At 62.7% G+C, this 12,666-nt stretch carries 13 protein-coding genes; 10 read left to right on the top strand and 3 right to left on the bottom strand.

The window, feature by feature from the left end:
* Positions 1-32 precede the first annotated feature (32 nt).
* A complete protein-coding gene (locus tag ABOC32_RS05080) occupies positions 33-812 on the bottom strand; it encodes a phasin family protein (RefSeq protein WP_426810300.1) in 780 nt (259 codons plus the stop codon).
* A gap of 10 nt (positions 813-822) precedes the next feature.
* Positions 823-1,242, bottom strand: a complete 420-nt coding sequence (locus ABOC32_RS05075) for a phasin family protein (protein ID WP_426810299.1) — start codon at positions 1,240-1,242, stop codon at positions 823-825.
* 176 nt (positions 1,243-1,418) lie between these two features.
* Here ABOC32_RS05075 and ABOC32_RS05070 point away from each other — a divergent pair, with 176 nt between their 5' ends.
* Positions 1,419-6,122, top strand: a complete 4,704-nt coding sequence (locus tag ABOC32_RS05070; RefSeq protein WP_426810298.1) for a hypothetical protein — start codon at positions 1,419-1,421, stop codon at positions 6,120-6,122.
* A gap of 12 nt (positions 6,123-6,134) precedes the next feature.
* Here ABOC32_RS05070 and ABOC32_RS05065 read toward each other — a convergent pair whose 3' ends face one another.
* Positions 6,135-6,410 (bottom strand): polyhydroxyalkanoic acid system family protein, encoded by a 276-nt coding sequence (locus tag ABOC32_RS05065; RefSeq protein WP_016712430.1) that lies wholly within the window; start codon positions 6,408-6,410, stop codon positions 6,135-6,137.
* Positions 6,411-6,534: 124 nt separating this feature from the next.
* Here ABOC32_RS05065 and ubiE point away from each other — a divergent pair, with 124 nt between their 5' ends.
* The 9 genes from ubiE (at position 6,535) to ABOC32_RS05020 (ending at position 12,654) form a co-directional block, all read left to right on the top strand.
* Positions 6,535-7,305 (top strand): bifunctional demethylmenaquinone methyltransferase/2-methoxy-6-polyprenyl-1,4-benzoquinol methylase UbiE, encoded by a 771-nt coding sequence (gene ubiE / locus ABOC32_RS05060; RefSeq protein ID WP_043198296.1) that lies wholly within the window; start codon positions 6,535-6,537, stop codon positions 7,303-7,305.
* The gene (locus ABOC32_RS05055; RefSeq protein ID WP_426810297.1) at positions 7,305-7,928 is read left to right on the top strand and encodes a ubiquinone biosynthesis accessory factor UbiJ; all 624 of its coding nucleotides are present in this window, start codon (positions 7,305-7,307) and stop codon (positions 7,926-7,928) included. The genes ubiE and ABOC32_RS05055 overlap by 1 nt, the downstream gene beginning before the upstream one ends.
* Positions 7,925-9,547, top strand: a complete 1,623-nt coding sequence (ubiB, locus tag ABOC32_RS05050; RefSeq protein ID WP_426810296.1) for a ubiquinone biosynthesis regulatory protein kinase UbiB — start codon at positions 7,925-7,927, stop codon at positions 9,545-9,547. The genes ABOC32_RS05055 and ubiB overlap by 4 nt, the downstream gene beginning before the upstream one ends.
* 72 nt (positions 9,548-9,619) lie before the next feature.
* Positions 9,620-10,012, top strand: a complete 393-nt coding sequence (hisI, locus tag ABOC32_RS05045; RefSeq protein WP_426810295.1) for a phosphoribosyl-AMP cyclohydrolase — start codon at positions 9,620-9,622, stop codon at positions 10,010-10,012.
* A gap of 1 nt (position 10,013) precedes the next feature.
* Positions 10,014-10,349 carry a phosphoribosyl-ATP diphosphatase gene (locus ABOC32_RS05040; RefSeq protein ID WP_403008425.1) on the top strand — a complete coding sequence of 112 codons (336 nt, stop codon included), beginning with the start codon at positions 10,014-10,016 and terminating at the stop codon, positions 10,347-10,349.
* A gap of 165 nt (positions 10,350-10,514) precedes the next feature.
* Positions 10,515-10,784 (top strand): twin-arginine translocase TatA/TatE family subunit, encoded by a 270-nt coding sequence (locus tag ABOC32_RS05035; RefSeq protein ID WP_426810294.1) that lies wholly within the window; start codon positions 10,515-10,517, stop codon positions 10,782-10,784.
* 3 nt (positions 10,785-10,787) lie between these two features.
* Entirely contained in the window at positions 10,788-11,165 is a 378-nt protein-coding gene (gene tatB / locus ABOC32_RS05030) for a Sec-independent protein translocase protein TatB (protein WP_016501992.1), read from the top strand.
* Positions 11,162-11,950 carry a twin-arginine translocase subunit TatC gene (gene tatC, locus ABOC32_RS05025; protein ID WP_043198305.1) on the top strand — a complete coding sequence of 263 codons (789 nt, stop codon included), beginning with the start codon at positions 11,162-11,164 and terminating at the stop codon, positions 11,948-11,950. The genes tatB and tatC overlap by 4 nt, the downstream gene beginning before the upstream one ends.
* A complete protein-coding gene (locus ABOC32_RS05020) occupies positions 11,947-12,654 on the top strand; it encodes a 16S rRNA (uracil(1498)-N(3))-methyltransferase (RefSeq protein WP_426810293.1) in 708 nt (235 codons plus the stop codon). The genes tatC and ABOC32_RS05020 overlap by 4 nt, the downstream gene beginning before the upstream one ends.
* The last annotated feature ends 12 nt before the right edge of the window (positions 12,655-12,666 follow it).

Here is a 12,666-nt window from a genome sequence, read left to right as displayed (position 1 = left end):
GCGGGCAAGCCCGCGAAGAAGGCGACGCGGTATCAGATCAGGGTACCGGTGCCCGTTGGTGCCGATGGTGCGCTGCTGGCCGGGGCGGCGGCAGGTGCCGGTGCTGCGGTAGCAGCCGGGGCGGCGCTGGCAGCGGGTGCTGCTGGCTTGGCGGCGGCCGGTTTGGCCGGGGCTTTCTTCACCGCTGGTTTCTTGGCTGCCGCGGGCTTGGCCGCTGCCGGTTTCGCCGCAGGCTTGGCGGCTACAGGCTTGGCCGCAGGTTTCGCCGCTGCCGTTTTAGCCGCAGGTTTGGCCGCCGCGGTTTTCGCCGCAGGCTTGGCCGCTGCTGCTGCCTTGGCCAGTGGCTTGGCCGCAGCCTTGCTCGCAGCCGGCTTCGCGGCGGCAGTGCGCGACGAAATCGGCGTAACCGAAGCACCGGTCAGCTTCTCGATCTGCTTGGTCAGGCTGTCCACTTGTTGGTGCAGGGCCTTGATCTCGTTGCGGCTCGGCACGCCCAGGCGCGAGATGGCGCTGTTCAGGCGCTTGTCGAAGGCCTCTTCGAGTTCGCTCCACTTGCCCAGCGCGAGGTCCTTCACGCCAGACACGCGCGAAGTGGTCGACGACTTGGCGGTTTCGGCTACATCTTCAGCCGTCTTCTTCGCCTGCTTCTCGGCCTTCTCGCCATCTTTCACCAGCGAGTCGAACAGCTTCGGGCCGTCCTGGTCGACTTTGGAATAGATACCCAGCCCCGCCAGCCAGATCTTGCGGGAGTACTTCTCGATCCCGCCGACCCAGGAGCTGCCGTCTTTATCGGTGTTCTTCTTGCCAGCCATCCTGCTCTCCTTATGGTTTGTGCGCGACGCGCTCAAGCAGCTCGTGCAACTGTTCAAGCTTGATCGACAGCGCCTCAACGTCATGTTTAGACGGAATGCCGATGCGATTCAAGGCGCGTCCTACCCGTGCGTCGAAAGCTTTTTCGATCTTGTCGAGTTGAATTTCTACCTTGCCGCGTACGCGGCTGACTTCTTCAGCGGCTTCGTCGATCTGGTGGTTGGCAGCATCGAGCTCTTTGTCGATGCGTTTCTTGCCACGCTTCTCGACGCCTTCGCCGGCCTTGACCAGCTCCTGGAAGTAGTCGGAGCCTTCCTGGCCCACCCGCGCATAAGCGCCGATGCCAGCCAGCCAGATCTTGCGCGCGTAGCCGCGCACTTCGCCCAGCGTACCCGGAGCGTCGTCCTTTTTCTTCACAGTCACTTTGGTCATGCTCTGTACCTCATGCTCATGAGTGGAGGAGAACCGCCCATGAAGGTTGGGCTTGAGCATAAGGTAGGGGCAGGAATTAGAATCTTCACCCTAAGATCGCTGCACTGATGTATCTACCGCAACGACTCAAGGCTGGCGTTTCAGCATTCAGCTCCCTTAGACCGGAGCCTAATGCCATGTCCCAATCGGTGCCCACGCCATCCCTATCGTTCAAGCAGCTGGTAGCCACGCAGTTCGCCAACCGCCCCAGCCTGCGCGAAGTCGTGGCCACCGCAGGCTTCGACGCACTCGCCGCACGCTACCCGTGGACACGCAAGAACCACCCGCAACTGCAATCGCTGACAGGCTTCTTCATCCTGCCCGGCCCGGATGAAGAATTACCGGCACAGCCAGGCGACCTGGTCGACACATTGCTCGTGCATTTCCTCACCGGCCAGCCCATGGCGCTCAAGCCCACGGACCAGCTCAGCCTGGCCCCTCCCGCCATCTTTCGGCCCCAGGAAGCAGCGCCGGCCATCGACATTCGCATGGCCGACCTGAACACGGCCTTCGACGATATGCTGGCGACCCTGAGCGAGGCATTTCAGCAGGCACAGGTCAGTTTCTGGACCAGTCGCGAGGGTGACGCGGATGTGACCCGCCTGCGCTGGATGCAGCAGGTGCTGAAGGCCGCATTGCTCGCCGCGCTTGAACGGCAAGGCCTGGACAGCGACCAGAAGGCCTTGCTGTACGCCGTGCTCGCTCAAACGGGCACATCGGCCAAGGTGCAGGGTGTGCAGGTTTCGTTGAACACCCAAGGCAGCACGATGCATGAGGTATTGCCAGACCTGCTGATCACTGGCAAACAAGCGGCGCGCGACCTGGTCTTGTGGTGCAAGCCCTCTGGCACCGTACGCGCCTTCAACGGGCTGCCCGCCTTCGCCGTCGCCTTGCGCGACGAGCTTTCCGGGCGCCATGCATTCGACACGATGTCCTGGGCCTGCACGGCAGTTGCCGAAGACCCATTCGGCTATCAGGCCCGGCAACTGCTCAACGCAATGCTGCAACAGATTGACCGCGTGCAGCTTGGCGGTATCGAACATGCCAGTGATCTGGAGGCGGTCTTCAGCCTGCTGAGCGATCCTTCCTCGACATTCCCGGCGTGCTTCCACCTCGAACAATCCACGCCCGCGATCACGCTGCCTGACTGGCTCGGGAGCGCCACGGTAACGGACCGTTTCCAGTACCACATGGCACTGCTGGAGCTGTCGGCAGGGCAAATGCTGGCACAGGGCGAAACTTCACTGGACGGGATCGAAGACTTGCAGCAATACACTGTTCGCCGTCTGCGTGAGCAAATGCGCCATGACCATCCGAGCCAGCAGCCTTGTGATCCGGACCAGGTACAGATAACGGTTTCACAAGTTGTGCAGGTGTCGTCTGTGGGGCCAGCAAATCTTGAATACCTGAAAACCATCAGCCTGACCGAACTGGCCATCTCTCGCCTGCCATTGGGTGGCGACCAGGTGGCCTCGGCCATCCAGGTGGCCGGGCCACAGGCACCGGAAAACTGGATGACCCTTGATTATGCCCATGCAGTGGTCGCCGCCGTGGATGTCGGTGGCCAGTACCCGCACTATGTCCATGACCAGTTGCGGACCGCCACCGATCAACGCCGCCAGCGGTTTGCCGAGGAATGGCGTGCTGCCTTGCTGCTGAGCGCGCTGCAGGCCAAGATTACCGGGCAGCTGAACGAACGTACCTGGCAGCTGGTCGCCGACTTTTGCCGCCGTCAGGCCCACGCCAGCGCATCGCTGAAACTGGCGCCGCTGTCATTCAACAGTGTGCCGGACGCCCCGAAGGCAAACCGGGTGCATGGCATGTTCGTCATCGAGGTACCTGCCACAAGCGCCTGGCTACTCTACCGGCCCATGAGTACCACGCAGGCTGTCATGCAGTTCGACAGCCGCAACCAGTTGATGACCAGCATCCGGACCGACCAATCCCTGCAGCAGGGCATCCTCCCCTGGCTGGATGACGACGCCCGCCCCATCTACGCCGATGATGGCTTCAACCACCCGCACCTGCAGGCCGGCCTCACGGAACTGGCGCACCTGCTGGGGCCCGCGTCCGGGCTGGCCGCGGATGCCATCGAGCGCTTGAGGGCCCCGGTCACATTGGCGTTCACGCCATGGCCCGATGAACCGGACAAGAGGATGTTCGAGGCCAGGGCCGACATGCTACTGCTACTGGCTTCATGGCAAAGCGTCTCCAATGCCCAGCAACGCTGGGCGTTGTGCGCGCAGTTTGCCTGGCTGGCGTTCAATACGGTCACCCCCCTGCTGCCCGGGCCTGTGGGCGTGCTGGCCTGGTTGCTGGCCGCGCTGTTCGGTATCAAGGATGACCTGGCCACACTGACCCAAGGCAGTACCGAGGAAAAGTTGCTCGCGGGCGCCGACCTCCTGCTGAACCTGGCCATGCTGCTGGCCCATGGCCCCGCTACTGCCAACCCTGAACCCGAACGGCCTGTTCGCAGCACACCACGCCGTGTTCTGCGCCCAGTTGCAGCGCAGCCACCCGAGCAGACCACCTGGCAAGCCCCAGCCGAACACCCCCGGCCTGCAGCGCTGAACGTCAACCACTGGGGCCACGACCAGCGGCTCGGCAACCTGCCTGGCGAGGCCCGTACGGCCCTCGATGCCTTACGCGCCAAGGTCAGCCTGGAAGGGCACAGTGCGCTGCCCGGCGGCCGCATGCGCGGCCTGTACAAGGTAGACGGGCACTACTACGTGAACTTGCAGGGTGTCGCCTACGAAGTCGAAGAGAGCTATAGCGGCACCCGCATCATTGGCCCGCAAGTCAGCCAGAGTGAATGGTCGCAAACCTGGGGCGCAGAGCCCGATGGCTACTACATTGTGGGCCGCGAACGCAGCCGCGGCCCTTGGCTTACGCGTTGGAACGGCGAATGGATGCTCGATTTGAACCTGTCGGGCGGCATGCCGAAAACGGCCAAGGCGTTGGTCGATGAAAAAAAGGAAGCCTTCAGGAACATGCTGGAAAGCAGAGTCGCAAATGACAAAAGGCTTACCAGCATCGAAACGTTCATCGACGGCTACCTGGAACGGGTAAAAGCCTACGACCAGGCGCACCTGGCGTTCGAACAGGCTCTGGACGAGCACCCTGATGTCACCCTCGACAACCTGCCACCGGCACTGCAAGAACAGCGGCAGGCGTTACGCACACTGCGTAACGAGGCACGGGCAAACTTTGATGTCCTGGCGCTTACCTACGAAAAGCAGGCCGGGCTGATAAGTGAACAGGCACAGCTGTATACCCGCATGAGCGACCCGACATACGCCCGGTTCGACCCCAAGGCCGCTGCCGCGTTCGCCCGTGGGCAGTGGTGGGAACAGCTGCTGACCTGTGACTTGCACCAATTCCGCCGCCTGCTCGACATGAATGATTATGACGCACTGAAAGAGCAATCCCGTCGGCTTGTGCAACTGCCTTCAGGCGAGGAGCAGGCAGAGCTGTACCTGAATTACAGCAAGCGCGTCGAAGCCGCACTGGCTACCCACAGGCGCATCTTCAACGTCAGCCAGCGCCTTGACCAGAACCTCGGCGAGGCACTGACAGACGGGCAGATCCAGTTCTCGGGCAAACGCAAGAAGCTCGATACCATCATCAACACCAGGCGTTACTCGACCCTGATCACCCGCGCCCAGATCCTGAGCGACGTGTATCAGCTGATCGTGAAAAGAGAAGAACTGACCGCTGACAACTTCGAAAGCATCCTGCTCGCGCAGAAAACCCTGCGCAGCAGGGACCTGCATGAGGCACTGCTGAGCCACGACAGCCTGCCTGCGGCCAAACTGAAGCCTGGTGAGCAAAAAGCGCCGCTGGAGAGCGCGTTACGCGAATACAAGCTGTCGCTGGGCAATGCCGAATACCTGCTTTCACGTAACATTCCGGCTGTGGACAGCACCAGGCTCAATGAATACATCGCTGAATTGCATGCACTTATAAGCCTGACCGAAAATGACCTTGCCACTGTTTCTGCTGAAGCTGAAGCCGAAGCTGATGGGCAGAGTGCAGTGGCCGAACAACCTCTGACCCATAAAGTGCGCGCCGTCAGGCGCAAGGTGATCCATACCACCCGGGGCAGATCCCTGGTCGTCGAGGAGGCTGGGCTGGGCAGCGAAACAGTGCAGGTCGACCCTTTGACCGAACAAACCGTTGCGCGCTACCAGCTGAAAGATGATCACTGGGAGGCCGTGACGCAGGCTGTGCCGGCACCTGGATATGCTCGCCTGCGCCGCACAGGCAATGACCTGCTGGCCCAGAAAACCGCCAGGATCGTCCACGCCTCCCGCCATCTGGACGGGCCCAACAGCCTGGGGGACCTGCTTGATTTCTATGTTCAGGACATGTCGGAGGTGGCCGTGCAGTTACGTACCGGCCCGGAGCAAGGCCATGCACTGGCCACCCGCCTGGATCAGGCGATCATCGAGGTACAGGCAGAAAAACAGCGTCTGCTGACCAGGGCCTACCTTGCTAGCCTGCACCCGGACAGCAAGGCGCTGCGTTTTCTGATGGAAACAGGCGAAGTCGAAATCAAATTGAGCAAAAGCCGCAAGAAGCTCAAGGCCAAGGACTTTCTGGATGTCTATGACGTTTATCGCCTGCAACCCAGGCAAAAGCTCTGGGAAGCGCATTTCCACTACACCAGCGTCAATGCCGATGCCCGGCGCTTCGCCAAAGGCCATTTGAAGTTTCCGGACGCCATGAGCCGTGACGAGCAGTTGCAACGGGCCCTGGCGCCCACGGAGCGCTATCAGATCTATCGGGGCGACCTGCGTCTGGAGCAGATCGAGGACCTTGTCCCGTTCCCCGACAACTGACCGCAGTGGGTGTCAGGCCAGCGCCTTGTCCAGCGCCCGCTCGATTTCACCCTTGATGGTGCCGCTCATCATCGACAGCATCATGCCGAGCTTCAGTTCCACACGGATGCTGTCTTCGCCAATGTGCACGCTGCCGTTGGCGCCGCTGCGTGCCACATCGACCCGGTCACCGTTCCAGGTGGCCTTGAGGTCGTATTCGCGGCTGAGCTTGTCCACCAGCGCTTCAGCCTTGGCCCGGGCGGCATCACGGCCGAGGGAGTGTTTGCGTTCGACGCTGATCTGGGTCATGCGGGTGTTCCTGAGGATGAAGACATAATTGGCATTATGCCCGCCCCTGCCCACTGGCACACCCCGCCAAGACAAATCCGCCCGTTCGCCCTAGAATGGCGGTAATTTTTTCCGGTGAAGCGATATGAACGACCAGCGCAAAGGCGACCACGCCGAACCCACCACCCACTTTGGCTACCAGGACGTACCTGAAAGCCAGAAGGCGAAAAAAGTCGCCGAAGTGTTCCACTCGGTGGCAGCCAAGTACGACCTGATGAACGATGTGCTGTCAGGCGGCATGCACCGCCTGTGGAAGCGCTTTACCATCGAGCTGTCGGGCGTGCGCAGCGGCAACCGGGTGCTGGACATCGCCGGCGGTACCGGTGACCTGGCTGCCAAGTTCTCGCGTCTGGTCGGCCCGACGGGTCAGGTTGTACTGGCCGACATCAACGATTCGATGCTCAAGGTTGGCCGTGACCGCCTGCTGGACCGTGGTGTGGCCGGCAACATCGAGTTCGTCCAGGCCGACGCCGAAAAGCTGCCGTTCCCGGACAACCACTTCGACTGCGTGACCATCGCGTTCGGCCTGCGCAACGTCACCCACAAGGACGAAGCCATCCGTTCGATGCTGCGCGTGCTCAAGCCCGGTGGCCGCCTGCTGATCCTGGAATTCTCCAAACCGACCAGCAAGCTGATGTCCAAGGCCTACGACGCCTATTCGTTCGCCTTCATGCCGCTGGCCGGCAAGCTGATCACCAACGACTCGGAAAGCTACCGTTACCTCGCCGAATCGATCCGCATGCACCCGGACCAGGAAACCCTGAAGAGCATGATGGTCGAGGCCGGTTTTGACCGCGTCACCTATCACAACATGACCAGCGGCATCGTTGCCGTGCACCGGGGGATCAAACCCTGATGCTGCTGGCCGGGCTGCTCGCCAGCGTCGAACATGGCCTGAACCGCGTCCTGCGCATGGACAGCACGGCCCTGCCGCGGCTGGCCGCGCTGGAAGGCAAGGTCATCGAGATCGACTGCCGCCAACCGGCCCTGCAGGTCTTCATCCTGCCCGATGAAGACGGCCTGATGCTCGCCGCCCACTGGGAAGGCGAGGTCGACTGCAGCCTGCGTGCTCCGGCCGGCAGCCTGGTGCAACTGGCCCTGGCCAGGGACAAGACCGCCGTGCTGCACAGCCCGCAGGTCGAACTGCATGGCGACAGCGCCGTGCTGCTCGACCTGTTCGGCGTGCTGCAGGACCTGGAGCTGGACTGGGAGCACGAGCTGCAACGCTGGCTCGGCCCGGTCGCCACGGCCATGCTGGCAGGCCACATCCGCCTGCGTGCACGCTGGACCCGCCAGGGCCTGGCGCGCTTCAGCCAGAACCTTTCCGAGTACCTGGCCGAAGAGTCCCGCACCCTGGTCGGCAAGCGCGAAGCCGAAGCCGCCTTCAGCGAACTCGATGCCCTGAAGCTCGACACAGAACGCCTCGAGGCGCGCCTCAAGCGCCTTTCCCGAACCCTTGATACCAGCGATAACGCATGAAGCTGCTCGCCGTCCGCCGTCTTTTTCGCATCCAGCGTGTGGTGATCCGCTACCGTCTCGATGACCTGCTGTTCGAACAGCCATTGCTGCCCTGGTGGCTGGCCAGCCTGCGCCTGCTGATGCCGTGGCGCTGGCTGCCACGCAAACCCACCGAACTCAGCCGTGGCGCGCGCCTGCGCCTGGCGCTGCAGGACCTGGGGCCGATCTTCATCAAGTTCGGCCAGTTGCTGTCCACCCGCCGCGACCTGCTGCCCACCGACATCGCCGACGAGCTGATGCTGCTGCAGGACCGGGTGCCGCCGTTCGACCCGAAACAGGCCGTGGCACTGATTGAAGCGCAGCTGGGCGCCAAGGTTGGCGAGGTGTTCAGCCGCTTCGACGTCGAACCGCTGGCCTCGGCCTCGGTGGCCCAGGTACACGCCGCGCGCCTGAAAACCGGCGAAGAGGTGGTGGTCAAGGTGGTACGCCCGGGCCTGAAGCCGGTGATCGCCCAAGACCTGGCCTGGCTGTTCCTGATCGCCAAGGCCGCCGAGCGCGCCTCGGCCGATGCCCGCCGCCTGCACCCGGTGGAAATCGTCGGCGACTACGAAAAAACCATCTACGACGAGCTCGACCTGCTGCGCGAGGCTGCCAACGCCAGCCAGCTGCGGCGCAACTTCGAAGGCTCCGAGCTGATGTACGTGCCCCAGGTCTACTGGGACCTGTGCCGCCCCAAGGTGCTGGTGATGGAGCGCATCTACGGCGTGCCGGTCACCGACATGGCGACCCTGGCCGACCAGCGCACCGACATGAAGCTGCTGGCCGAGCGCGGCGTAGAGGTGTTCTTCACCCAGGTGTTCCGCGACAGCTTCTTCCATGCCGACATGCACCCGGGCAACATCTTCGTCAGCACGGTCAAGCCGTGGAGCCCGCAGTACATCGCCATCGACTGCGGCATCGTCGGCAGCCTCACCGCCGAAGACCAGGACTATCTGGCGCGCAACCTGATTGCCTTCTTCAAGCGTGACTACCGCCGCGTCGCCCAGCTGCACATCGACTCGGGCTGGGTGCCGGCACATACCAAGGTCAACGAATTCGAAGCGGCAATCCGCACCGTGTGCGAGCCCATCTTCGAAAAACCGTTAAAGGATATTTCGTTCGGCCAGGTGCTGATGCGCCTGTTCCAGACCGCCCGGCGCTTCAACATGGAAGTGCAGCCGCAGCTGGTACTCCTGCAGAAGACCCTGCTCAACATCGAGGGCCTGGGCCGCCAGCTGTACCCTGACCTGGACCTGTGGAGCACCGCCAAGCCCTACCTGGAACGCTGGATGCGCGACCGCTACAGCCCCAAGGCCGTGTTCGGCAACATTCATGGCCAGGTCGAGCAGTTGCCGCACCTGGCCAACATGGCCCGAGACCTGCTCGAACGCCTGTCGCAGCCACACCTGAACGATCCGCAACTGCCGGAACGCCGCCGCCAGGGTGACCGCTGGGCCCTGCGCCTGCTGGGCGCCGGCCTGCTTGGGGGCGGCGCGGTGCTGGCCGCTGGCGCCGCCGAGGCCGCCAGCCTGGCCGCCCCTGCTGCCTGGCCGGCCTGGCTGATGCTGGCCGCAGGCCTTTACCTGATCGTGCGCCAATAGCCAGCCGCGCCTGTGGCTGGCACACTAGCGCAAAGGGCCCGATACAGGAGCGGGCCCGCTTTGGAGTCGACGATGAAAGACTGGCTGGACGAGATCAAGTGGAACAGCGATGGCCTGGTACCGGCAATCGCCCAGGACCACAAGACCGGACGCGTGCTGATGATGGCCTGGATGAACCGCGAATCGCTGGCGCTGACCGCCACCGAACAGCGCGCCATCTACTGGTCGCGTTCGCGTGGCAAGCTGTGGCGTAAAGGCGAGGAATCCGGGCATGTGCAACAACTGCATGAGCTGCGCCTGGACTGCGACGCCGACGTGATCATCCTGATGGTCGAGCAACTGGGCCATATCGCCTGCCATACCGGCCGTGAAAGCTGCTTCTACCGCGTCTTTGAAGACGGCCAGTGGAAAATCGTCGACCCGGTCCTCAAGGACCCGGATGCCATCTACAGCGCAGGACACTGACATGAGCGACACCCTCAACCGCCTGGCCGAAGTGCTTGAAGAACGCAAGCAAGCGGCGCCTGACAGCTCCTACGTGGCCAGCCTGTACCAGAAGGGCCTGAACAAGATCCTCGAAAAGCTCGGCGAAGAGTCGGTCGAAACGATCATTGCCGCCAAGGATGCTGCTGTCAGCAAGGATTACAGCGATGTCATCTACGAAACCGCCGACCTGTGGTTTCATAGCCTGGTGATGCTCAGCGCGCTGGGGCAGCATCCACAAGCCGTGCTCGACGAACTGGATCGCCGTTTCGGGCTTTCGGGGCATGATGAGAAGGCTGCACGCCAGCCATCTGCCTGATGTATTTTTGGGGCACTGCATGCCCCTGTGAGAGCGGGTTCACCCGCGAAGAATGCAACGCGGTAGATGGCACCGGCTACGCCGGTGTTCGCGGGTAAACCCGCTCCCACAAGGAATCGCGCTGCCAGACAGATTTGCTGTACCTGTAAATTTCAGGAGTACGAAATGGGTATTTTTGACTGGAAACACTGGATCGTCCTGCTGGTCGTCGTGGTCCTGGTGTTCGGCACCAAGAAGCTGAAAAACTTCGGCAGTGACCTGGGCGAGTCGATCAAGGGCTTCCGCAAGGCCATGAACGAAGAAGAGAACAAGCCGGCCGAGCAAACGCCGCCGCCTGCCCAGCCTGTGCCGCCCGTGCAAAACACTGCGCAGCCGCAAGGCCACACCATCGAAGGCCAGGCCCAACCGGTCCAAGAGCCGCAACGGAAAGACTGACCCATGTTCGGCATCAGTTTCAGCGAGCTGCTACTCGTAGGTTTGGTCGCCCTGCTGGTGCTCGGCCCCGAGCGCCTGCCCGGTGCCGCGCGCACGGCAGGCCTGTGGATCGGCCGGCTCAAGCGCAGCTTCAACAGCATCAAGATGGAAGTCGAGCGCGAAATCGGCGCCGACGACATCCGCCGCCAGCTGCACAACGAACACATCCTGCAGATGGAAGAGGAAGCCAAGCGCATCCTCAACCCGATGACACCCCCTGCGCAGCCGCCGGTAACCACGGCCAGCGTGCAGCCACCTGCCGGGCTCGAGGCCAGGCCGGTCGAGGCACCTGCCACCCCGGTCGCATCCTCTGAACCGCCTCAACCGCCGCGAGCCCCATGAGCGAGAATCCGGAACACGACCAGCCAATGCCGCTGGTCTCGCACCTGACCGAACTGCGCACCCGCCTGCTGCGCTGTGTTGCTGTCATTTTCCTGATCTTTGCCGGGCTGTTTTCCTTCGCCCAGCAGATCTACACCCTGGTCTCGGCGCCGCTGCGCGACCATTTGCCGGCCAACGCGACGATGATCGCCACCGACGTGGCCTCGCCGTTCCTGACGCCGTTCAAGCTGACCATGATCGTCTCGCTGTTCCTGGCGATCCCGTTCATCCTGCAGCAGATCTGGGGTTTTATCGCACCGGGTCTGTACCGCCACGAAAGGCGCATCGCCATTCCGCTGCTGGTGTCGAGCATTCTGCTGTTCTACGCCGGCATGGCCTTTGCCTATTTCCTGGTGTTCCCGCTGATGTTCAGCTTCTTTGCCGCCGCCACCCCGGCAGGCGTGGCAATGATGACCGACATCGCCAACTACCTCGACTTCGTGATGACGCTGTTCTTCGCCTTTGGCGTCGCCTTCGAAATCCCGGTGGCAGTGGTGCTGCTGGTGTGGATCGGCGTGGTCGACGTGAAGTACCTGAAGAAGATCCGCCCTTACGTGATCATCGGCTGCTTCGTGGTCGGCATGATCCTCACCCCGCCGGACATCTTCTCCCAGACCCTGCTGGCGGTGCCCATGTGGCTGCTGTTCGAGGTCGGCGTGCTGTGCGGTAGCCTGATCCGCAAGCGCAGTGCCCACGACGAAGAAGCCAACGACCACAACGACCAGCCACCAGCGACCCAACCGTGAACCTGTTGCTTCTTGAAGAGGCCGACTTCGTCTCGGCCGACCGCGTCGTTCTTGCTGATCGGCGCTTCACCCACATGCAGGACATCCACCGCGTAGCAGTGGGCGACAACCTGCGCGTGGGCCGTATCAACGGCCTGATGGGCAAGGCCACGGTGCTGCGCCTGGAACAGCACGAAGCCGAACTTGAAGTGGCCTTTGACCAGCAACCACCGGCCAAGCTGCCGCTGACCCTGATACTGGCGGTGCCGCGGCCGAAAATGCTGCGGCGGCTGTTCCAGACCGTGGCCACCCTCGGCGTATCGCGGCTGATCCTGGTGAACAGCTACAAGGTCGAGAAAAGCTTCTGGCAGACGCCTTTCCTGCAGCCCGAGAGCATTCGCGACAACCTGATCCTCGGCCTGGAACAGGCGCGTGACACGGTGCTACCCGAGGTGATCATCGAGAAACGTTTTAAGCCTTTCGTCGAAGACCGCCTGCCCGCCATCGCCGCTGGCACCCTGGGCCTTGTGGGCCACCCCGGCCCTTACCCCGCCTGCCCGCGTGCCGTGGAACAAGCCGTAACCCTGGCCATCGGCCCCGAAGGCGGCTGGATCCCCTACGAAATCGACCTGCTGGGCAAGGCTGGCCTGGCACCGGTGCAATTGGGTGATCGCATCCTGCGGGTAGAGACCGCCGTGACTGCGCTGCTTTCGCGTATTTTCTGACGTAAACGCCAC

The organism is Pseudomonas sp. WOUb67 (genome assembly GCF_050058005.1).
GTDB lineage: Bacteria > Pseudomonadota > Gammaproteobacteria > Pseudomonadales > Pseudomonadaceae > Aquipseudomonas > Aquipseudomonas putida_R.
Note: the sequence above shows the minus strand (reverse complement) of the source record. Positions and strands in the feature narration are given on the sequence as shown.